A 21,666-nucleotide genomic window follows, 5' to 3' on the forward strand; every position below is an offset into this window, starting at 1 on the left:
TTATGGATGACTAATATAATCAATAAATCCCTTCAGTTTTGGCCAGAACAGAAAGTAGAAAAATATAATTCTGAAATTCCACTTCTTTATAAAGAAGACAGAAATTATCTTGATCAAAACTGGCCTGATAATGGTCCAAATCAAGCTCTGGTTATTGGTCAGTTGAAAAGTGCAACTAAAGGTTGGGTCAGCTCATTTAAGTCAAAAGGTAGAGATGATGTAAAAATATCTCTACTAATTAGTAAGTATAAAATTATTGTAAACATTGGATGCAGCAATGGAAATTCACGATTGTGGCTAAGTAAAATCAGCTTTGCAACTAACCGAGATCGCCAAGAAATGCTTGAAAGAGGTTCTTTGGTGTCATTTGAGGGCGTAAGTGTAATTACGGGGCGAGATTTTGGCTCTGGACTAGAAAAACAGAGTAATAGATATAGTACCGGAAAATATGCCAATGAGCTACTTGAAATCATTAACTCCCCCTGGAATGCAGGAGGAGAAAAAACAACCCAGGAAAGTACAGTAGATGAATTAAGCGTTGAAATGGATGAAAGTGTTAACATGCTACGTAGTTTTATTAACGCTGAACATGAGATTGAACAAGTAAAGGCTCTCCAGTGCCCCCCTTTCTCAGCAAAACTCATAACGGCTCTAAGTAAAAGAACTACGTATCGACTGCACTATGAAATAACCATCGATGAAAGTGACTATAAAAGATTATGCGAAGAACAGCCTGGTTTATTGTTAGTATTGTCAGAACAAAGAGAACCAATTGATATACTTCTAGAAGTTGTAGATCTAAACCCGATTTCGAAAGAACCTGTTATTCATGTAAGTATTGAAAAACAAACTTCTGACATACAGATACCCTCTGAGGGAATGCTCGGAATTGCTGCATTACCAACCCTGAGTAAGGTACGAAATGCTGTTGTAGATTCACTTAAAGATCAATCCTCTAAAAACCCCTGGCTGCTTCCTCTTATTGCTGAAGAGTACGAACATAAACCACTAAAACCAGTCAATGTACCTATTCCGCCTAGTAAGTTCCCTCCAACTCCCTCACAAGTTAAAGCTATTAACAGTGGTGCTGGAAGTGATGACTATACTCTGGTCCTTGGGCCTCCAGGTACAGGTAAAACTACTGTTATTCTGCAATGGGTGAAGTATTTTGCACAGCAGGGACACCGCGTATTGGTCACATCCCAAAATAATAAAGCGGTTGATAATGTACTTGAACGACTAGCTGAAAAAGATGATTTTGAGTGCCTTAGGATAGGTAATGAAAACAAAATAAGCTCTTCTCTAGAAGCTATTACATTAGATAACAAGGCAACTGAGCTTCAAAATAAGATGTTTGCTGATGCAGATGCAAAACTAAGTATGCTGAATAAGCAAAAGCAACTAATTGAAAATATCATTAACCAGAAAGAACAAATATCCATTCTTCTGACACATAGAGATAATCTTGATTCAGAATATCAAAAACTGTTCTTTTCCATTAGTAAAATTGAGTCAGAGCTATCAACACTAACATCCAGGCAAGTTTTATTAGACGAAGAAATAAGCAAGTTACAAAAAAAACTATCTGATATTGAAGGGAAATCTTGGCCGATTTTAAAATTTTTATCAGACATATATTACAAGGCTAATCGAGAACAATTGAGAAAAAAGAAAGATGTAGCTTATAGATCGTTGTCTAAGGTTAGCTCAGAAATCTTATCCAAAAGATCTACTCTGACTGAGCATGAAGAACAAACAAAAAAACTACCTGATCAAATTGAAGATATAAACAGAAAAATAAATTTTTATTTTTCAGGAATTTATTTGCCAATACAAGAAATAGATGTTCCAGCCATAAACTTAAAGCCCATATCAATAAAGGACTTGAAAGATTTAGAAGATAGCCTTCAAAGGCTAATGGCCGTTATACAAAATCTGACACATTGGTTTGATAAATTAAAAAATGAACGTCAGCAGGCACTATATAAAATTCTTATCGAAAATGTTAATGTTGTAGGAGCAACTTGTATTGGTATTAACACTAAATCTCTATTCAGAGAGCTAGACTTTGATGTTGTAATTGTTGATGAATCCGGTCAGATTCAATTGCACAATTTAATCGTACCACTTTCAAGGGCAAGTAAGACTATTCTTGTCGGAGATCACAAGCAGCTACCCCCGGTTGTGAGTGATGAAGTCCTTGAAGAAATAGAATCCCAAGGTTTTGAAGACTACAAAGATCTCTATCGTTTGAGCTGGTTTGAACATCTCTGGGAAAATGCTCCTGAAGATCGTAAAATTATGCTGGACACTCAATTTCGATGTCCATCAATCATTAGTGATTTTGTCTCGGAAGCATTTTACGATGGACAGTACTATGCAGGAACCGGAATGGAGAAGAAAAAGCCTCTACTCTCCTTCTGCCCACAACCAATGATTTGGATAGACACCTACCGTCTGCCAAACAAAACTGAATTATCATTTGATCAAGACGGTAGGATTGTTGTAGAAGACAACGTTTGCGAAACAAAGCTTGTCGTCAATATTCTTGAAGAATCTATAAAAGAATTACCTGAGTTAGCTGAATGCAGAGAGATTGGAATTATTGTTCCCTATGCAAATCATGTTAAGGCTATCCAAAAAGCTATTCGACGAGAACAAAAGAAAGGTAATCTTCTTGAATTAACCATGCCGTTAAATGAATTAGTCGCCTCCGTGGATAGTTTCCAGGGACAGGAAAGAGATCTGATAATTTTTACATTTACTCGTTCCAATCCTCGTGGAAAAGTAGGTTTTTTATCTGACTGGCGAAGACTTAATGTTGCACAGACTCGTGCCAAGAAGCAGTTGATCATGATTGGTGATTCCGGAACCTTAACGAAAGGGTCAAAGCGTGAAGGTGCACATGATGTAGGATTTAAAAGAGCAATGTCTTTGTTGAAAAATAAAACAGCTGAGAAAAAGGCTCTTCTTGATGCTTCTTTTTTTAAAAGATAATTTCCATAAGGTAGCTAAAAAATAAAAAATAGTAAGAAATCTGAATAAATTGGAGAAGTTTAATGCCTAGCAAGAAGATAAAGAAAAAACCAAATAGATTCAGTCTTATGGATAGTTACTCTGAAGTTCTCAATAATGAGTTAGCTTCAGGGGAAACGATTTTTTACGCAAAAAACTGCATGCTGCCAATATTGAATATTAAGATGTTGGTTAAAGAACGTAGCCGAGAGGAGTTAAGTGACACTGATATTATGTTATTTAAACTCATCGAACAAGGTATTAGTTCAGTTGAATCCATTGTATTCTTAACAGGATTGGCGGAGAAATTGGTACTAAAACATTTAGCTGAAATGACTGGGAGGTCATTTATCGATTATACGCAAGATGGATTTAGGCTGACCAGCCTTGGCTTAGAGAGCTTACAGCATGGTGTACCAGTAAGAAAAGTGCAAAGGTCATTTCGGTACTGCGCCACATCTTCTCGCTTACTCCCTAGATTAGCTTATGAGCTTGTATACACAGATCTAAATGAATTGCGGAATGAGAGCACAAGCAAGTTTTTAAGAAATAGTCAGATTTTAGAAGAAAAACAAATAGTCAGTCTTTCAGGTATGGATCTGGAAAAAATCCAATCAAAGAGGGGGTTAAACATAACTGATGAAGCTATTTCATTTGAGGAAATAAAAAATTATTCATCAGGTTATCTTCAAACAAAGCTTTTTTTAGTAGGCGAGGATAAAGTAGAAAGAGCAATAGTCGCTTTCGGAAAAAACTGCCTTGAATACAAGGCTGAAGAGATTCTGCCAATGATTAGAAAGGTTGATTCAAGTCGAATGATGGAGATCTTAATCGATCAATTAGATAGAGATGGTGTCAACCATTCAGAGATAAAATTGGATAAATTTGGGCTTCCAATAATACGCATTAAGAACGCTAGCAATACTTGGCTACAAAAAAGAGTTGAGTCTGGTCATCAGGCTATTCTTATGTGCGGTACAGCGCATCACAAGGCAAATCCTGTGAGCGTATGGAATGGCTATACTGCCCGTTATGAACTTGTTAATGAAACTTTGATGCACGAAGCTTCCTTGTTACGAGATTTTCAGGATACCTGTGAGAGCTACCGAAAAATTCCGTACAAAGAAAGAGTGGATAAAAATATTCGCGGATATATTTCAAAAGTATATAGCCACGAACAACTTTTAGTGATAAAAAATCTCTGTGATAAATATAATATAAAGAGGCTTGCATCGTCGTTACCAGAGAACTCCAAGGAAGTAGTATGATGAATGCTTACAAATGGGTGGGGTGGGGATTCTTGCCACTTATGTTATCAAAAGATCAGATTAAGAAGATCTTATCAGCTCAGCCTTGGAAACATTGGACTTCCAATCTATCGCCAGAACAGATAAAAGATATAAGACGCTTTTATACTCGCCCAAGTGCAGAAAAGCTTCGTCCATTAGATGGTGGTAGGTATTTTTTAAAGATGGATTCATCAAGCTTAGGGCAACTACACTGTTCCACTGATCAATATCAAATTACTTTAGAAAGGCTTCAGTTATTGGTTATAAACGACGTATGCTTACTTTATTTTCACGTGAATTCATCTTTAAATTATGAAGGTAGTGCTATTTCATCGATTAACCGTTCCGCATTTAGTTGGCAGCCAAAAACTAAAAATAGCCATTGCACTAACTGGAAAAACAAGACGGGTGATTCTGGTACTCTTTACGAACATATTTGTAAAATCTTAACTATTTCTCTTGAAAATGATGATTACTATAGTAATGATGTTTTTGGGCATGAGCTTATCAACTGTAGCTGGATCAAATCGGAAGGTGAGCTTTCTTATGATAAATTATGTATAAGCCAATTAAGTGCAGGTATTGATTTATCTAACCCAAGGTACACCCTTTCAAATGAAGAGATAGGGAAGCTTAGGAATCGACAGTTTTCACATTGGAAGGATTGGTGTTGTCAATTCAATTTAAATCGTTTTGTATTTCTAGATCAAACACCAGGCGTTTCATCTTTGCAGTATAATCTTTTTGAGTATCATTACTATCTTGATTTGTTCGCTATGGTTATATTTCAAAGAATCTCGCTTAACCACTATAAAGATGAGCTGATTCTAGGAAGTAAAAAAAGCAAAACTGCTTTATTTAAAAAGATATCAAGGTTTCGTAGTCAGTATAGAATTTCACATATCTCAACATATCCTTTTGCACAAAAGCTTTATCAATATCTTTGTGATGAAGCAGAATTAGATAAAATAGAGGAAAAGTCATTATCTGAAATAGAGTACAGTTATGCTCTGTGGCGACAAGAGAAGCAGGAAACCAATGATTCTGTATTAATGTTTATATCTCTTATTGCTGCTCTTCTTCTTCCTGCAAGTTCACTTGCAACGATTTTTGCTCTAAACAACGATCAGATGGGTTCCTTATTTTGGTTTTCTACAGCCTTAGTTACAATAATTACTTTTCTTGCTGTTGCTGTCCCACCAATAAGAAAATACATTAAAGATTATTACTCCAAATACTAGTGCAGCTAAGCATTGATATCCATACAGCCCTCTCGTTCATCCTGAGCACCCAAACTCTGTTCAGGATGAACGAGGTTTGGGTGCCATGATAGAGTGATACGGCAAGCACCCGGAGTGGACTAAACAAACGACACTTCCTCTTCATGAAAAACACGAAAATGGATCAGGAAACAGTGTTCAAACTGATCCCCGGCCTTTCTCGATAAGCTGGGAAGAGGGCTCAATAGGTATCAAATTCTACCCTTTCGTTCCGGGGCTCCGCCCCTCCACCCGCCGCCGTCGGCGGCGCGGCTGAATCAGGCGTTATGTGGCTCCTCTAGGCAGCATAGTCAATTTTAGTTTGTGGGAAAGCCTGTGAAATCTGATAGACTTCAACTTTTATAATGTGTTTATGGAGTTTGTTTTGGCTAAGAAATCTGTAGGTCAGAAACGCAGGGAAAAAGAGCTAAAACGGAAACGGAAGCAAAAAGCACCAAAAAATTCAGTGCAGTATGAGTTGCATGATAACGATTCTGGAAAACAGAAGCTTTCCTCACTTCTACTGGATTATGCTTCCCCTCTCTTGGACATGATTGGGGATTCGAAAGAAGATATCGAGGCTGTCATTGCTATAGCATCGGTGTGCTGGAACATTGGGAATTACCCTGAAGTGATGAGTCGTGAATTTGAAGATGGCTTTATCAGCAATATGTTATATGATTTAGCGCTACCTGAAGATCTTGAAGAAGGTCTACCTCTATTTTTGTCACTAATGATAAATGGTAGACGTACAATTTTTAGTGAAGATCCACGATATGTAATGGATTATGAGCTTTTATGGGTTGGTGGTGAGTATCGTCTAAGAGTGTTTAGTTCTTTAGTTCCACCTGAGATGTTTGAAGATGTGACTAAACAATCCTTTGAGGAAGTAAAAGCCGAATTAATAGAGAAACAAGAAATTAAGATTTAACAACCGCCATATAACAAGTGCAGTTAAAGACACGGCTCACTGCGTTCGCCACCCTTGCTGCAAGCCTAACATCGATATTAAGGTGTGAATGTGTATAAAATACATGAATGTGACTTTTTACCCAAAGATGGAGTAAGTATTGTATTTTCAGATTCAATCATTAACAGCGATGAAGCTGTATGGAACTTGATTATTGAACGGGAAGCTATAGATGAAGACTTGGAAGATAATCACAACCTCGAAAATGTTGGTGACACTATCTGGCAAACAGTTTTAGAAATTTATAATTGTCCATTTTGCAGTCAAACCCTTTCCAGCGATAGGGTTAAAAATGCCGCTGGCAATTTCGCTCATATAAACTTAAGCAGCTGGAACAGTAAACGTTTGTAAGTTTAAAGGAAGATTAATTTTCTCATGAGTCAAGAGCCGATAGAATTCACAGAGCTTCAGGGGCAATACCTGTCTTTTATCTACAACTTTACAAAAATTAATGGTATCCCACCTGCTGAGTCTGATTTACAGAAATATTTTAAGGTCACAGCACCTACAGTCCATCAGATGGTTATAAAACTGCATAAGCTGGGCTTGATTAGCCAAAAGCCACACCAACCAAGAACCATGAAAGTAGAAATTCCAATATATTATTTGCCATATCTGGAATAGTCATAAAGTTACACCGCTACATAACAAGTGCGTCGTGTTGGCAGCAAGCTGCTTGCAGCAGCGCCCCACACGCAGGCGTTAAGTGTTAATAAAGAATGAAGAATAAAAATGAAAATATGCAGTGTTCTTGGAATGGAAAAGCCAATAATTCAAGCCCCTATGGCAGGAGTGCAGAACTGGGAATTAGCTGTAGCTGTATCAAATTCTGGAGGGCTTGGCTCAATTCCTTGTGGAATGCTGACTAAAGATCAGGTCTTATCTGAAATCAAAAATTTCAAAAAACACTCAGGCAAGAATTACAACTTAAATTTCTTCTGCCATCAAATGCCTGTTGTCGATCACAAAGCACTTAAACTTTGGGAAGAACAGTTTGCTTCCTATTATGAATTATTTTCAGTCTCCCCCCCTGAAGATATTTCTGGTTTGAGAGTTCCTTTCGATTCAAACCTTGCAGATGCATTAGAGCCTTATAAACCACCAATCATTAGCTTTCATTTTGGTCTTCCATCCCAAGAATTGGTTAAGAGATTAAAGTCTTGGGGAACAGTTATCATTTCCTCTGCAACAACCAGAGAAGAAGGTGTGTGGTTGCAAGAAAATGGAGCAGATGTAGTTATTGCGCAAGGTTGTGAAGCAGGAGGTCATAGAGGAATGTTTATGACCTCTAACCCATCAACCCAAATTGCAACTTCAGAACTTGTAGAATGCTTGCAAAGTGAACTGTCAATTCCTCTTGTTGCGGCAGGCGGGATCGCAACAAATACTGATGTTAAAGAAATGATAAGTTTAGGCGCATCAGGCGTTCAGGTTGGTACTTCATATTTGCTTTGTTATGAAGCAAAAACAACTGAGCTACATAGAAAAGCGATACAGTCAAAAGGTATGACAACCGCATTAACAAATATATTTTCAGGTCGGTTGGCAAGAGGCATTACCAATAAAATAATGAAAGATCTTGGTTTTATTACGGATAAGGCACCGAAGTTCCCTTATGCTTCAGTTGCACTTGCTCCTCTGAGATCAAAAGCAGAAACTCTGGGTTGTTCTGATTTTACTCCTCTATGGGCGGGTGAAAATAGAAGTGGCTGCAAAGAAATTTCTGCATCAAAATTAACTGAAGAGTTATGGGGTAACGGCATTTAACAAGTTCAGTCAAAGGGACGGCTCGCTGCGTTTGCCACCCTTGCTGCAACCGTCAGGTGCTTCTTTAATATCTCTAGCTTTTTTGTGTTGGCAAAGTTATTGATACTGGTAAACTATGCACACAGTATATAACCTTGGTATTTTGTAATGGACGAATATGAGAAATATGAAGCTGAGTGTGAAAAGGTAAGAGCTGAAAATAAAAAGCTTCTTGACGAGTTTGAAGGCTGGCTAAAAAGCTCGCGGCTATCAGACAAAACTATTCGCACACACTTGCAAAATATTGATTTTTATATAAACCACTATCTCTTATATGAAGATGTTATAAAACCAGAAAATGGTGCCCATGGAGTGGACATGTTTTTAGGGTATTGGTTTATTAGGAAAGCTATGTGGGCTAGTCCTTCGACAATCAAAAGTAATGCAGCATCCCTAAAAAAGTTTTATTCATTCCTTCTCGAAAAAAATTTAATAGATAGAGATGATCTTGAAGATTTAAAAGAAAGCATCAAGGAAGGAATTCCAGAATGGATAGAGAAAGCTGAGATTTACTAGGAGCCTGACCGAGAATAGCGCCCGTAGCGAGGACGGCAGAAAATTGAGGATAAAAATTCGTTTTTGTGAGGAGAATAGCTAGCTATTTGACGAACAAAAGCGGGTTTTTAGACCAATTTGCTGTCGCCGCAGTAGGGCAGCTATTCTCGGTCAGGCTCCTAGCTGAATCGTATTCTCCATACTCAGCACATGCCTAACAAATGCAGCCAGCTCGTTCCGGGGCTTCGTCTCTTCACCCGACGCCGCCATCGGCGGCGCGTCTGAAGCAGGCGTTATGCCTCTCCAATCAATCAACACCAGAGAAAGACGTCATGTTAAAAATATCTCGTAATGATCTCTGTCTTTGTGGTAGCGGAAAAAAATACAAAAAATGTTGCTTTCTTAATCCTGAAAAAGATTATGAGATTAAAAGAGCCTTTAATTTTTCCAGCACTTTAGAAGGGGCCAAGAAAGTTTTCAATGAACCAATAAAGAAATATACAATTAAAGTTCAGTTAACTGAGCACTGGCTACATGATGTAAGTAACGAGATTTCTCGAACCTTCGTAGTTTCAGGAAAAGAAACATTATATGATCTTCACTTGAAAATTCAGGATGCTTTTTGTTGGGATAATGATCATATGTTTTCATTTTATCTGTCCAATGAACTGTACGATTCAGAAACGGAGTATTCAGCTGCTCCTGATGGTGAACATTATGTCTCAAGACTTGGAAAACCTACTAAGTCAGCATCTACCGCTGAAATTCGTGACTTAGGTTTTGAGGAAGGTAGGCAGATTCTTTATCTCTTTGATTATGGAGATTTATTAGTCCACCAAGTAACAATCATTGGTGTTGAAGTTTGTGAGTCATCATCCCGAATTCCATTCAAGCTAGTTGAAAAAATTGGCGAAGACTTAGATCAATATGGCTTATCCGATGACGTTTAGAAGGTGTTATGTGCTAAGAGTGAACAATGAATATCGAATTACCCAAAGAAAAATTTTCTAGTGATACGCAACTAACAAGAGCATTTGTTGAACTTGGTTGTAATAGTTTTCACAAAGCTTGTGTATATGTCCACAAAATCCCTTATGGGCGTACCAGCAAAAGTGACGATTGGAATCTTGTTCTTGTGGAGAATAGAGGAACTTGCAGCACAAAGCATGCTCTTTTGAAGTCACTTGCTGATGAATTAAATCTTAATGTTCAACTCACAGTTGGCATATATCCAATGAATGAGTCAAATACACCTGGAGTTGGTACTGTTTTAGACAATACAGATTTTGAGTACATCCCTGAGGCTCATTGCTATCTTACGTATCGAGGTGAAAGGTTTGATTTTACTCGCTCTGATTGTGAGGCCGAAGAGCCAATAAACGTTTTTTTTCAGGAAACCGAAATACTCCCCAAAGAAATTGGTCAAAGAAAAAAGGAAATTCATAAAACATTTATCAAAGAACATCTTTCAGAAAGTAGCTTTGATGAGGTTTGGTTGACAAGAGAGCAGTGCATATTTGCACTAAGCACATAACGAATAAGGATAGGTGTGCATAGCCGCAATCTTATCCGGTTGTTGAACAAGCCTGGGGTCGCCTACGGTTCCCCACATGTACGCGTTATACGTAAAACCAACATTGGAGTAAAAATTGAAAATTAGAAATGCCATAGTAAGTGACGCAGAAGAACTTTTATCAATGTTTAAAAAGTTGGCTCTTCAGGGATATCTGTGGGTAAAACCAGCCAGCCTGTGAGGATAAAGCTACAGAGTAACCTCTAAGTTGGAAACAAATAGTCGGCACATGAAGGATTGGAAACCGCTGACTCTGCAAACCAGTTTGCAACGCTATCAGCGCCCTGAGGTTAGCAAACCAGTTCTTAAGAGGTATCCGCGGGTAAGAATGATCAAACTTAAAGGTAGAAGCACCAGCGGCTGATTTCTGGTAGTTTTTTGTTAGCAGACAAAAAAACAGAAGAGACCGCTGATGCTAATAAAAACTATCCTAAATAAAGTGCATAAACTCAAGTCATTTGTTTATCAGGATGTCCAATTCGGCAATTATCAGGGTGAAGATGTGTTCAATGTCACCGTGGTTCCAAGGAAGAACAGTCGGGCTCTCTGCTCTGGCTGCCAAAAACCAGCACCAGGCTATGATCACCTTACTGAACGCCGTTTCGAGTTTGTTCCCCTCTGGGGAATCAGAGTTTTCTTGCTCTATAGAATGCGCCGAGTGGAATGTAAGACATGCGGCGTAAAGGTTGAGCAAGTTCCATGGGCTGAAGGTAAAAAGGAACTGACCAAAGTCTACATGCAATTCCTGGCAAACTGGGCCAGAAAACTTTCCTGGAAGGAGGTTGCCAGTACTTTCAATACTTCGTGGGAAAAAGTATTTCATGCTGTGGAGTACATGGTTGAGTGGGGCAAAGCAAATCGCTCACTCGACCATATCAAGGCTATTGGGGTTGATGAAGTGTCTTACCAGGTTGGGCACAAATACCTGACAGTGGTTTACCAGATTGATCGTGGTTGTACCCGGCTGTTGTGGGTTGGTAAGGACCGTACAGAAGCGACGATTCGTAGCTTTTTCTCTTTCTTTGGCCCCGAACGTAGTGAGCGATTGGAGTATGTCTGCTCTGACATGTGGAAGCCCTACGTAAAAGCAATCACTGAGTTTGCCAGTCAGGCGCTGCATATTCTGGATCGATTTCATATTGTCTCCATGCTGAACAAAGCTATCGATGAGGTCAGGGCATCAGAACAAAAACAGCTTCAGGCTGATGGTTATGAGCCTGTTTTGAAGAAGACTCGTTGGTGTCTCCTCAAACGGAAGGAGAACCTGACCGAGAAAGAGGAGATCAAGTTAAATACGGTACTCCAGTATAACCTCAAAAGTGTCAGGGCTTATCTGCTCAAGGAAGAGTTTCAAGTGTTCTGGGACTACATATCACCACACTGGGCAGGGAAGTATCTGGATCGGTGGTGCACAAGAGTCATGAGGTCAAAGATAGAACCCATGAAGAAAGTAGCCAAAACTGTTCGACGACACAGGCCGTTGATTCTGAATTGGTTCAAGGCAAAAAAGGCATTTTCCAGCGGAATTGTTGAAGGTCTGAACACCAAGGTAAAACTCACTACGAGAAAATCGTACGGTTTTAGGACCTACAAATGTGCAGAAATTGCTTTATATCATGCACTGGGCCATCTGCCTGAACCAGAAATGACCCACAGATTTTACTGACGAGGCAAAAAGTTAGATTCTGAAACACAATTCATGCTTTATGAGCCCGATGAAAGAAAAACAACCATTGAACAGCAGCGTAATATAATTTCTGGTTTTTCTGATTCAGAATCCAAAACTATGCTTGTTGCTATTGATTCTGGAAGTGATGAAATAGCAGGATTTACTGTTGGTATTGGCAATGAGCTTTCAAGAAACAAGCATACTGTTTATTGTGTGATCGGAGTTTTACAAAAATTTACTGGAAAAGGTTTTGGTAAAACGCTCCTTAAAAGCCTTGAGTTATGGGCAAAAGAAAATGGGATTCATAGAATTGAGCTAACGGTTATGGAGCACAACACAAGGGCTATTTCGCTATATAAGTCATTTGGCTTTGAAGTCGAAGGTGTTAAACGAAAGTCACTAAAAGTAAATGGTGACTACGTTAACGAACTTTATATGTCCAAACTGATTTACGCATAGAATCGTATGTAACAAATGGTTTTAAAGGATGCGGCCTACGGTTGCCGATCGCCGGTCGCTCGCAAGCTCGCGCCGTTTATCGCGGCATTATGCTCAAGCCACGCTAATGAGCTATATATGTTTCTTTTCTAACTAAAGTGTCAGCTTTATGAAAAACATATATAGGTTGCTTTTATCATTATTTATTTTTTCTTTATCGCCGAAACTGTTTGCAGTTGATTTAATGCCTGAAATTGAAGTGGTTAAACGCTTATTTTCAGATTTAAATACTACTTATCCTTATCTTTTAAGAGGTGATCAGCAAAATATCTATTCGGAAGTTGAAAAAAAATTATCTCAAGAGATAACTACTCAACGTATGCTTTTAGAAATTAAAAGTAAAATCTACGGAGTCCTGGAGTCAAATGAAGAGAAATATCCTGATTGGCATCCCATATATCATGCGGTACACATAAATAGTGTCCGAAGTTCGAAATATGCAAGACAAAGAATTTCGAAATTACTGAGCGAATTACAATCAGCAGCAGAAGTAGAAGTCTATGACCGGTTATTAGTTCCTGCTTCAGGAAAATTTTATGAATTCCCTGATCTGTTAGCTCAATTTAACGCTTCTTTAATAGTTGCTGAAGATGTAGATGACAAAGCCATTGAATTTACAAGGGGAATGTTTGGAGACAACCCAAAGCTGGTTTTAAGACATTTGGATTTATCAAAAAGACAATCTGACAAAACATATTATGATGCTGTTCTATTTATTCACCCTCATGTGACAGATTATGATGAATTAGCAATTAGTGCATTATATAGAGCATATGATAGCGAATTCCATATTCCGTATATGATGGTAAAAAATCAAAATAAACAAAAATTTATTTCAAAACTATGGATTAAAATTATCTTAAACTCTCTTGCTCGACTAAAGGTTGGGGGATATGCATTTTTTATTTTTTACGAGCACAGGGAGCTTGATATAGTCTTAGAGTGGTTAAACTCTTTTAGTAAATTCAAAGTAGTGCATTCTCTTTGTAACGACAATATGATTGATTTTGCATTTTCCAAAGATTACTTAGAAGCAATAGGAACGGAGCAGGAAAATACAGCGAAATATGTTGTAATGGGTGCGTATAGAGCTGGTTTGTTAGTCCAAAAAACAAAGTGAGCATACCAAAAATTTACAGCGGGCTGCGCCTGTAGCGCAGCCACTGAAATTGGCTTATGTGTTGAACATCCTATTAACGGGTCGCTGCGGAACTCGGGCTGCAGTGGTGCCCCACATGCAGGTGTTATGGGTCAGAGTAACTATGAAACATTTTCTTATCATTCTGTTTTTTTGGATTGCGTTTCCTCTGCAAGCTTTGGAGATAACGGTGAATCCAGGAAAATACTCAAAATATTATCACTTTCAGTATGAGCTTCGTCCTGGTCATTATGAAATCAATAAAAAATATGGTTTTAATGCGGGTGGTCAATTTGAAGTCTTTGTACCAAAAGAGTACTTCCCAATTTCTGCACCTAACTGCAATAAAAATATTATTATTCGCATGCCTTATTCCAAAAAAGAAACTACAAAAAAGGCTCTCTACGATAAACTTTTGCAAAACAAGTCAGTCACAGTAACTCTTGAAGCTAATCCCTATGTTACTGTTATTCAGGAGAAACCAGTTAAACTGCAGTTGCAATATTGTAATGTCTTTTTCCGCCAGCGTGCTGGGGATTATTACGACCAACTTTAGGACACTGATATCAGCTCCATCACCACTCGATGTTTTAAATAAAATACTAAACAGTAAAAACGCCTCGATACTTTTATTCTTTTTCTTTCTAATACGTCTATGTTCTTATACCTGCGAGATCATGATAGGGGCTCAGCTCAGCGTGAGTGCTCGCGATTTGATTTAACCACTTTATTATTAGTGACCCACGTTAAGCCTGAAAAGTTGACAAACAGCCTTTTCTGACTTAGATTGCGTTGTGGCAAAAGACACTCCTTTTTCCAATATGGTTTTTAATACTCAAGCTTAGCTAGTGCTAAAAATTTAAATGGCCAGTAAAAAGTTGACCTGAATATGGAAAAATCAACACCTAGGCTGGTTACTTATACTCTTTCAATCTTTGCGGCCATTACAGGTCTTTTATTTGGCTATGATACCGGTGTGATCTCGGGAGCCCTCCTTTTTGTAAAAAAAGATTTTATTCTTACCATTTATGAAGAACAGCTTGTTGTTTCAGTCATGCTTCTTACGGCAGGCATTGCGACTTTATTTTCGGGGTATTTTACTGACAAGTTAGGTAGAAAGATAACGATTTTAATAGGAAGTATTTTATTCATTGCCGGGGCTTTATTCCTGGCTTTTGCAATGAGCTTCCATGATTTAATTATTGGGCGAGTGATTACAGGGCTTGCTATTGGAATTTCAATGACAGCAGCTCCTATGTACATTGCTGAAATCGCTCCTGCAAAAATTCGCGGTGGGCTTGTCACAACCAATCAACTGTTTGTAACCATTGGGATTTTGCTGGCATTTATTATGAACTATGCCTTTTCCGGTATAGAGGATGGGTGGAGGTGGATGTTTGGTTTTGGTATGGTCCCAGCAGTTATTCAGTTCATTGCTCTTGCTTGTTTTCCTAAAACCCCCCGCTTTTTAGCCTCAAAAGGGAAATTCAAACAAGCACTTAGTGTTTTAAAATCAATTCGGGAAGCTGATCAAGCAGAAAAAGAACTTGAGAAAATCAAAGGCAGTCTAAAAAAAGAAAAAACAAAATTTAAAGAGCTTCTTCACTCGGATATATGGCCTGCATTCACTGTTTCAATTGCTCTGCACTCATTTCAACAACTTACAGGAATAAATGCGGTTATTTATTATGCACCGCAGATTTTTTTAAGTACTGGGTTTACCTCCACACACGCTGCAATCTTAGCAACAATTGGGGTTGGAGTTGTCAATGTGCTGATGACAATCATCGCCCTTCCTCTGTTGGATAGGTGGGGAAGAAGGCCCCTGTTTTTCACAGGCTTATTCGGAATGATCGTTACCCTTGTTGCAATTGGTCTCAGTTTTTTATTCGGAATTCAAAGTAAGTTTATCGCCATTATCTCTATCGTTTCAATTATGGCTTTTGTTGGAAGTTTTGCTATTAGCCTAGGGCCAATGTCATGGCTCATGCCGAATGAAATGCTGCCTATAAAAGTAAAAGGGCGTGCTGTGAGTATTGCAATTTTTACAAACTGGTTTTGTAATTTTATTGTTTCTGGAACATTTTTAACCCTGGTGCACTTTATTGGAATAGGCTCAACATTTAGCCTTTATGCTGCCATCGCTCTTTTTGCATGGGTTTTCTTTTATGTCTGTTTACCCGAAACAAAAAACAAGCTTTTAGAAGACATTAAGGTGAACTTTTTTATAAGTAGGAAAAATTAGCTTTGTGCCACAAACTACAACATAATGAATACTTCCAGATCGTTACGGGGTTTTTCTCCACCCACCGACGCTGCGGCTGAACCAAAAGTTAAACGTCATATGTGTATAGAGCGTTGATGTTTACACATTATCGATAGGGCTCAGAATATAACAATGTTTCCAATTCGTTTCAGGAATTCTGCTCTCCACTTCCCATGTACAAGCATTATACTCTAGCCCATTTGTTTATGATTGAGAGACTTTAAAGAAAATGAATTCATTGCAAATAGCAGAGTATTACTTCCAACTCTCCAACGACAGTAACTTTGATGAAATCACCAAGCTGTTTTGTCAAAGCTCTACGTACCGATCAGGAAAGGGAGAGCTTTTCCTGGGAGTGAGTGACATCATGTCGATGCAGCGACGTTATCATGGACTGTTTGCAAAGCTTGAGTGGCAAGTAAACAGCGTTACGGAGACCAAGCCCGGAATCGTTCATTTCAATTTTAACTTTGTGGGTGAAACTCATACTGGAGAAAGAGTAGAGTACTCTGGTTTGGAAGATGTGGTCGTATACGGTGGTAAAATTCAGCATATCCAGGTGCAACGCCTGTGAAGTCAGAGTATGCGACACTGACGGCATGGATTAACCGACTGCTTTAAATTTACACAGGGAATAAAAATTCGAACTGGTACCGGTGGGCGGACTCGAACCGCCACGCCCGCAAAGGCGGGGGATTTTGAATCCCCTATGTCTACCAATTCCATCACACCGGCACTGTTTTCAGGGCTGAGCTGCCCCGAGAAGATGTGGCCTAGTATACATAAGCCCGAAGGGTTTTCAACAGCCGCTTTGCCCTGAGCCTCACTATTCATTGTGAGTGAAACCAGCGTACATGGAATCGCGCCTGACAGAGCCAGAGTTTTGCAGTATATTCACCGGTTTTTTACCACACACCTAATTATGCGCGTCAGTGATTTTGATTTTGAGTTGCCCGATGAGCAGATTGCCCGGTTTCCTGCCAGGGAGCGAACTGGTAGTCGTCTGTTGCAGCTTGATGGTCCGACAGAAACCATTACCCATGGACAGTTTACCGATGTAGAAAGCCTGCTCGAGCCCGGCGATCTGTTGGTTATGAATAACACCCGGGTGATTCCTGCAAGATTGTTTGGCCGAAAGGAAACCGGTGGCAAACTGGAAGTGCTGATAGAACGTGTTTTGGAAGAACGAAAAGTGTTAGCACACGTGCGTTCCAGCAAAGCGCCAAAACCCGGCAGTCGAATTTTTCTGGCGGATGACTGCATTGAAGCAGAAGTGGCGGGTCGACAGGGAGCTTTGTTCCTTATTGATTTTGATAAGCCTGTGCTTCCTCAGTTACAAGAACATGGTCATATGCCGCTTCCCCCTTATATTGATCGTGAAGATGGCAGTGCTGATCGCCTTAGATACCAGACAGTGTTTGCACAAAAAGACGGTGCTGTGGCAGCGCCAACGGCAGGACTGCATTTTGACGAAACTCTGTTGCAGCGTCTGAAAGATAAGGGTGTTGAGCAGGCGTTTGTTACCCTGCACGTAGGTTCTGGTACCTTCCAGCCAGTGCGGGTTGAAAATATCGCTGACCATGAAATGCATTCTGAGTACATCGAAGTACCGGAAGAGGTCTGTGAGGCGGTCAAAGCAGCCCGTGCCAGGGGTAATAAAGTGGTGGCTGTGGGGACTACATCGGTTCGTTCCCTGGAGTCGGCTTCCAGAGATGGCGACATCAAACCCTTCTTTGGCGATACCGATATTTTTATTTTTCCGGGTTATGAATTCCGCTCGGTGGATGCCATGATCACCAATTTTCACCTTCCCCAGTCAACATTGCTGATGCTGGTCAGTGCGTTTTTGGGTAGAGACGCGATACTTCGAGCCTATAACGAGGCAGTAAAAGAAGGGTATCGATTCTTCAGTTATGGTGATGCCATGTGGCTGACCCGGAAAGGCTGAACAAGAAAGTCGGGCGCAGGGCTTGAAAAAAAGCGATCCGCTCCCACCTTAAAGCTAATTTAATTTTTGAAATAACTCAGATGAATGCGTTGTAGCTTCATCTGATTGAGAGGCTCATGAGTAGAGAAGAGTGCTTCATGCAGTTCGAAGAGCTGGCCACTGATGGTGAGGCTCGACGTGGACGGCTGACCTTTCCCCGTGGCACGGTTGAAACGCCCTGTTTTATGCCCGTTGGTACCTATGGCACCGTTAAAGGCATGATGCCCAGGGATATTGCCGATACAGGAGCGGAGATTATTCTCGGAAATACTTTCCACCTGATGCTGCGGCCCGGCACTGAGATTATCCGGGAGCATGGGGATTTGCACGATTTTAACCAATGGCAGGGGCCGATTCTGACCGACTCGGGCGGTTTTCAGGTGTTCAGTCTGGGTAAATTACGCAAGATCACGGAAGAAGGTGTTTCCTTTAAGTCACCTGTGGATGGCTCGCCCGTGTTCCTGAGTCCGGAAGTGTCCATGCAGGTTCAGCGAGAGCTGGGTTCAGATATTGTCATGATTTTTGACGAATGCACCGATGGCGAAGCCACAGAAAAGGACGCAGAAGCGTCGATGGAGTTATCCCTTCGCTGGGCAAAGCGTTCCAAAGACGCTCATGGCGACAGTCCTTCCGCCCTGTTTGGCATTATTCAGGGCGGCATGTTTGAGCATTTGCGTGACCGCTCCCTGGAAGGGCTGGCCGAGATCGGCTTTGATGGTTATGCCATTGGCGGTCTTTCTGTGGGTGAAACCAAAGAAGACATGATGCGCATTCTGTCACATATCACCCATAAAGTGCCTGAAGGCTATCCCCGTTACCTGATGGGTGTGGGCAAACCGGAAGACATTGTTGAAGCCGTGCGTCGTGGCGTGGATATGTTTGACTGTGTGATGCCGACTCGTAATGCCCGTAACGGCCATCTTTTTGTGGACGAAGGGGTCATTAAAATTCGCAATGCCGTACATAAGCGGGACACCCGGCCGTTGGAAGAGGATTGTGACTGCTATACTTGCCAAAATTTCAGTCGCTCTTATCTGCATCATCTGGACAAGTGCGGCGAGATTCTGGGTTGTATGCTCAACACAATTCACAATCTTCGCTATTACCAGAGAGTCATGGCGGGTTTGCGAGACGCCATTGAACAAGGTAAATTGGACGACTTTGTCGAAGCGTTCTACCAAAAGCGTGGTCAACCGGTGCCGGTGCTGTAACGATCTGGTGTGATCCTGTTTTTGTGACGGAATTTTATTGTTTTTTTATTGTCTCTAAGGAGTATCTGAATGATTCCATTCATCAGTCCGGCATTTGCTGAAGCGGCTGGCGCGGCCCCTGCGGGTCCGAGCATGTATGGTCAGCTGATCATGCTGGGCGGTTTTGTCCTGATTTTCTGGTTGCTGATCTGGCGTCCGCAGTCCAAGCGCGCTAAAGAGCATAAAAATCTGCTCAGCAATCTGGCCAAGGGTGATGAGGTTGTGACCACCGGTGGTATCGTTGGCAAGGTTGTGAACACCACCGATGATTTTATCACTCTGAAGGTTGCTGAGAACATTGAACTGAATTTCCAAAAATCTTCAGTGGCTGCTTCACTGCCCAAGGGTACGCTGAAAGCCATTAAATAGCAGCTATGGGCTGGTCAACAGCCTAAGCTAAGGAAACGATTTTTCTGCATCGTTGATGATGAAAAATTTTTTCATGATAAAAAGCGCGACCGGAAATCGAAGATGGTTTCCGGTTATCTCTGGAGAAACGGATTTTGCCTGAGCATCAGGGCGAGTTTTCGTTCCTTGAGCAGGCTCCTGATCCAGGCATTTAATATTTAGAACAGGAACCGGTGGGCCATGCTCAATCGATACCCCCTGTGGAAGTACCTGCTGATTGCAACCATCGTTGCCCTTGGTTTTGTGTACGCTCTGCCCAACTTGTACCCCGATGATCCCGCCATTCAGATATCGGGCGACAGCTCATCAGAAACCATCAGTACTGATGTGCAGAATAAGGCGCAAGAAGCGCTGGCTGAGGCCAATATCGAGGTCAAGGCCGCTGATATAGAAAATAATGTCCTGTTGATCCGGCTGAAGCATGCCGATCAACAGCAATTGGCTAAATCAGTGGTCAAGGAAGCTTTGGGCGATGACTATATCGTGGCACTCAACCTGGCGCCGACGACGCCGGAGTGGCTGACCTCCATCGGTGCCTATCCCATGAAGCTGGGTCTGGATCTGTCGGGTGGTGTGCACTTCCAGCTGGAGGTGGATACGGAGCGGGCCGTCAAGACCAAGCTGGATATTTCAAATACCGAAATTCGCACCTTGCTTCGTAAGGAAAGGCTGCGTTATCGCACCATGCCTGATCGTGCTGACGGTGCCCGTCAACTGGCATTCCTGGACAAAGCGACCCGGGACAAGGCTGAGCGCCTGATCAAACGGGAGTTCCCTGATCTGCTGGTAGAGGCAGAGGACCTGGGCGAGCGTTACGCTGTTTCCTACCGCTACTCCGAACAATACATTCGTGAACTGGAAGATTATGCGGTCAAACAAAACCTGACCACAGTTCGTAACCGTGTTAACGAGCTGGGTGTATCTGAGCCTCTGGTTCAGCGTCAGGGGCGAAACAGTATTGTTGTTGAGCTTCCGGGTGTTCAGGATACCGCAGAAGCCAAGCGTATCCTGGGTAAAACCGCTAACCTTGAGTTCCGGCTTGAGGCGCTGCCCAATGCTTCTCGCAGTACGACAGAGGCTTTCGATTACCGGGGTCGTACCGTTGACCTGGAACGCGACATCATTATCACTGGTGAGCGTGTTTCCAGTGCTCAGTCTAACTTTGATACCGAAAGTGGCCAGCCTCAGGTAAACATCAGCCTGGACAGTACCGGCGGCAAAAAGATGAACAACGCCACCCGTAATAACATCGGGCGCAGCATGGCGGTTATCTTTATCGAGCAGAAGCCGGTCACCCGCACTGAAACCCGAGAAGTTGATGGCAAAATGGTCAAGGTTAAGGTGCCTGGTTTCCGTGAAGAAAGGCGGGTCATCAGTCTTGCCACTGTTCAGTCAGCACTGGGTAACCAGTTCCGTATTACTGGCCTTGATTCTTCCGCTGAAGCGTCGGAACTGGCTCTGTTGCTCAGGGCGGGTTCCCTGGCAGCACCTATGTACTTTGTTGAAGAACGCACAGTCGGCCCAAGTCTGGGTGCAGAGAACATCAAAATGGGGCTGGACTCCACGCTGATGGGCCTGGGTATGGTCATTATGTTTATGGTGGTGGTTTACCGGGTGTTTGGTTTGCTGGCAAACATTGCCCTGGCCATCAACCTGATGCTGCTGATTGCTGTGATGAGTATCTTCGGCGCCACCCTGACTATGCCGGGTATCGCAGGTATCGTGCTGACGCTGGGTATGGCGGTGGATGCCAATGTGCTGGTGTTCTCACGTATCCGGGAGGAAATCAAGTTAGGGCGTCCGGTACAGCGTGCGATTCACGATGGTTATGACCGTGCTTTCGTATCAATCTTTGATGGTAACATTACCACGCTGCTGGTGGGGTTGATCCTCTTTGCTGTGGGAACCGGTCCCATCAAGGGCTTCGCTGTGACTCTGTCTATCGGTATCGTCACATCCATGTTCACCGCGATTATGGTGACCCGCTCACTGGTGAATCTGGTGTACGGCGGTCGTCGTGATCTGAAAAAATTGAGCATCTGA

General features: G+C 41.4%; 20 protein-coding genes and 1 tRNA gene. 20 read left to right on the top strand and 1 reads right to left on the bottom strand.

The window, feature by feature from the left end:
• The first annotated feature begins 6 nt into the window (after positions 1–6).
• From K7B67_RS06190 to K7B67_RS06265, 16 genes are all read left to right on the top strand, one after another.
• On the top strand, positions 7–2,997 hold the full coding sequence (locus K7B67_RS06190) for an AAA domain-containing protein (protein WP_252179484.1): 2,991 nt from the start codon (positions 7–9) through the stop codon (positions 2,995–2,997).
• A 62-nt stretch (positions 2,998–3,059) separates the two neighbouring features.
• Positions 3,060–4,283 (top strand): hypothetical protein, encoded by a 1,224-nt coding sequence (locus tag K7B67_RS06195; protein WP_252179485.1) that lies wholly within the window; start codon positions 3,060–3,062, stop codon positions 4,281–4,283.
• Positions 4,280–5,545, top strand: a complete 1,266-nt coding sequence (locus K7B67_RS06200; protein ID WP_252179486.1) for a hypothetical protein — start codon at positions 4,280–4,282, stop codon at positions 5,543–5,545. The genes K7B67_RS06195 and K7B67_RS06200 overlap by 4 nt, the downstream gene beginning before the upstream one ends.
• Positions 5,546–5,948: 403 nt before the next feature.
• The gene (locus K7B67_RS06205; protein ID WP_252179487.1) at positions 5,949–6,494 is read left to right on the top strand and encodes a hypothetical protein; all 546 of its coding nucleotides are present in this window, start codon (positions 5,949–5,951) and stop codon (positions 6,492–6,494) included.
• A 90-nt stretch (positions 6,495–6,584) separates the two neighbouring features.
• On the top strand, positions 6,585–6,884 hold the full coding sequence (locus K7B67_RS06210) for a hypothetical protein (protein WP_252179488.1): 300 nt from the start codon (positions 6,585–6,587) through the stop codon (positions 6,882–6,884).
• Between the two features lie 24 nt (positions 6,885–6,908).
• Positions 6,909–7,157, top strand: coding sequence for a MarR family transcriptional regulator (locus K7B67_RS06215; protein ID WP_252179489.1), 249 nt, complete (start codon positions 6,909–6,911; stop codon positions 7,155–7,157).
• Positions 7,158–7,265: 108 nt separating this feature from the next.
• Positions 7,266–8,300, top strand: a complete 1,035-nt coding sequence (locus K7B67_RS06220; RefSeq protein ID WP_252179490.1) for a nitronate monooxygenase — start codon at positions 7,266–7,268, stop codon at positions 8,298–8,300.
• A 147-nt stretch (positions 8,301–8,447) separates the two neighbouring features.
• Positions 8,448–8,855, top strand: a complete 408-nt coding sequence (locus tag K7B67_RS06225) for a hypothetical protein (protein WP_252179491.1) — start codon at positions 8,448–8,450, stop codon at positions 8,853–8,855.
• A 200-nt stretch (positions 8,856–9,055) separates the two neighbouring features.
• Complete coding sequence (locus K7B67_RS06230; RefSeq protein WP_252179492.1) at positions 9,056–9,784, top strand: SEC-C metal-binding domain-containing protein; 729 nt, start codon at positions 9,056–9,058, stop codon at positions 9,782–9,784.
• Between the two features lie 26 nt (positions 9,785–9,810).
• The gene (locus tag K7B67_RS06235; protein WP_252179493.1) at positions 9,811–10,368 is read left to right on the top strand and encodes a hypothetical protein; all 558 of its coding nucleotides are present in this window, start codon (positions 9,811–9,813) and stop codon (positions 10,366–10,368) included.
• Between the two features lie 451 nt (positions 10,369–10,819).
• Entirely contained in the window at positions 10,820–12,073 is a 1,254-nt protein-coding gene (locus K7B67_RS06240; protein WP_252176868.1) for an ISL3 family transposase, read from the top strand.
• Positions 12,074–12,106: 33 nt separating this feature from the next.
• The gene (locus K7B67_RS06245) at positions 12,107–12,535 is read left to right on the top strand and encodes a GNAT family N-acetyltransferase (protein ID WP_252179494.1); all 429 of its coding nucleotides are present in this window, start codon (positions 12,107–12,109) and stop codon (positions 12,533–12,535) included.
• Positions 12,536–12,683: 148 nt separating this feature from the next.
• Entirely contained in the window at positions 12,684–13,694 is a 1,011-nt protein-coding gene (locus tag K7B67_RS06250; RefSeq protein WP_252179495.1) for a hypothetical protein, read from the top strand.
• 142 nt (positions 13,695–13,836) lie between these two features.
• Positions 13,837–14,268, top strand: coding sequence for a hypothetical protein (locus tag K7B67_RS06255; RefSeq protein WP_252179496.1), 432 nt, complete (start codon positions 13,837–13,839; stop codon positions 14,266–14,268).
• Between the two features lie 333 nt (positions 14,269–14,601).
• The gene (locus tag K7B67_RS06260; protein WP_252179497.1) at positions 14,602–15,957 is read left to right on the top strand and encodes a sugar porter family MFS transporter; all 1,356 of its coding nucleotides are present in this window, start codon (positions 14,602–14,604) and stop codon (positions 15,955–15,957) included.
• Between the two features lie 250 nt (positions 15,958–16,207).
• Positions 16,208–16,552: a hypothetical protein gene (locus K7B67_RS06265; RefSeq protein WP_252179498.1), complete on the top strand. Its 345-nt coding sequence runs from the start codon at positions 16,208–16,210 to the stop codon at positions 16,550–16,552.
• Positions 16,553–16,626: 74 nt separating this feature from the next.
• Here the strand turns inward: K7B67_RS06265 and K7B67_RS06270 are convergent.
• Positions 16,627–16,713 (bottom strand) — tRNA-Leu (locus K7B67_RS06270).
• 187 nt (positions 16,714–16,900) lie between these two features.
• Between K7B67_RS06270 and queA the strand changes: the two genes are divergently transcribed.
• From queA to secD, 4 genes are all read left to right on the top strand, one after another.
• Positions 16,901–17,926, top strand: a complete 1,026-nt coding sequence (gene queA / locus K7B67_RS06275) for a tRNA preQ1(34) S-adenosylmethionine ribosyltransferase-isomerase QueA (RefSeq protein WP_252179499.1) — start codon at positions 16,901–16,903, stop codon at positions 17,924–17,926.
• 137 nt (positions 17,927–18,063) lie between these two features.
• Positions 18,064–19,176: a tRNA guanosine(34) transglycosylase Tgt gene (tgt, locus tag K7B67_RS06280; RefSeq protein ID WP_252180541.1), complete on the top strand. Its 1,113-nt coding sequence runs from the start codon at positions 18,064–18,066 to the stop codon at positions 19,174–19,176.
• Between the two features lie 69 nt (positions 19,177–19,245).
• Complete coding sequence (gene yajC, locus K7B67_RS06285; RefSeq protein ID WP_252179500.1) at positions 19,246–19,584, top strand: preprotein translocase subunit YajC; 339 nt, start codon at positions 19,246–19,248, stop codon at positions 19,582–19,584.
• Between the two features lie 219 nt (positions 19,585–19,803).
• A complete protein-coding gene (gene secD / locus K7B67_RS06290; protein ID WP_252179501.1) occupies positions 19,804–21,666 on the top strand; it encodes a protein translocase subunit SecD in 1,863 nt (620 codons plus the stop codon).

This window comes from Endozoicomonas sp. 4G, from assembly GCF_023822025.1.
Lineage (GTDB): Bacteria > Pseudomonadota > Gammaproteobacteria > Pseudomonadales > Endozoicomonadaceae > Endozoicomonas_A.

Bases quoted from the DNA above. Each gene is read 5' to 3' on its own strand.
- K7B67_RS06190 (WP_252179484.1), top strand. From the start codon at position 7: ATGACTAATATAATCAATAAATCCCTTCAGTTTTGGCCAGAACAGAAA.
- K7B67_RS06195 (WP_252179485.1), top strand. From the start codon at position 3,060: ATGCCTAGCAAGAAGATAAAGAAAAAACCAAATAGATTCAGTCTTATG.
- K7B67_RS06200 (WP_252179486.1), top strand. From the start codon at position 4,280: ATGATGAATGCTTACAAATGGGTGGGGTGGGGATTCTTGCCACTTATG.
- K7B67_RS06215 (WP_252179489.1), top strand. From the start codon at position 6,909: ATGAGTCAAGAGCCGATAGAATTCACAGAGCTTCAGGGGCAATACCTG.
- K7B67_RS06220 (WP_252179490.1), top strand. From the start codon at position 7,266: ATGAAAATATGCAGTGTTCTTGGAATGGAAAAGCCAATAATTCAAGCC.
- K7B67_RS06225 (WP_252179491.1), top strand. From the start codon at position 8,448: ATGGACGAATATGAGAAATATGAAGCTGAGTGTGAAAAGGTAAGAGCT.
- K7B67_RS06230 (WP_252179492.1), top strand. From the start codon at position 9,056: ATGCAGCCAGCTCGTTCCGGGGCTTCGTCTCTTCACCCGACGCCGCCA.
- K7B67_RS06235 (WP_252179493.1), top strand. From the start codon at position 9,811: ATGAATATCGAATTACCCAAAGAAAAATTTTCTAGTGATACGCAACTA.
- K7B67_RS06240 (WP_252176868.1), top strand. From the start codon at position 10,820: ATGCTAATAAAAACTATCCTAAATAAAGTGCATAAACTCAAGTCATTT.
- K7B67_RS06245 (WP_252179494.1), top strand. From the start codon at position 12,107: ATGCTTTATGAGCCCGATGAAAGAAAAACAACCATTGAACAGCAGCGT.
- K7B67_RS06250 (WP_252179495.1), top strand. From the start codon at position 12,684: ATGAAAAACATATATAGGTTGCTTTTATCATTATTTATTTTTTCTTTA.
- K7B67_RS06255 (WP_252179496.1), top strand. From the start codon at position 13,837: ATGAAACATTTTCTTATCATTCTGTTTTTTTGGATTGCGTTTCCTCTG.
- K7B67_RS06260 (WP_252179497.1), top strand. From the start codon at position 14,602: ATGGAAAAATCAACACCTAGGCTGGTTACTTATACTCTTTCAATCTTT.
- K7B67_RS06265 (WP_252179498.1), top strand. From the start codon at position 16,208: ATGAATTCATTGCAAATAGCAGAGTATTACTTCCAACTCTCCAACGAC.
- queA (WP_252179499.1), top strand. From the start codon at position 16,901: ATGCGCGTCAGTGATTTTGATTTTGAGTTGCCCGATGAGCAGATTGCC.
- tgt (WP_252180541.1), top strand. From the start codon at position 18,064: ATGCAGTTCGAAGAGCTGGCCACTGATGGTGAGGCTCGACGTGGACGG.
- yajC (WP_252179500.1), top strand. From the start codon at position 19,246: ATGATTCCATTCATCAGTCCGGCATTTGCTGAAGCGGCTGGCGCGGCC.
- secD (WP_252179501.1), top strand. From the start codon at position 19,804: ATGCTCAATCGATACCCCCTGTGGAAGTACCTGCTGATTGCAACCATC.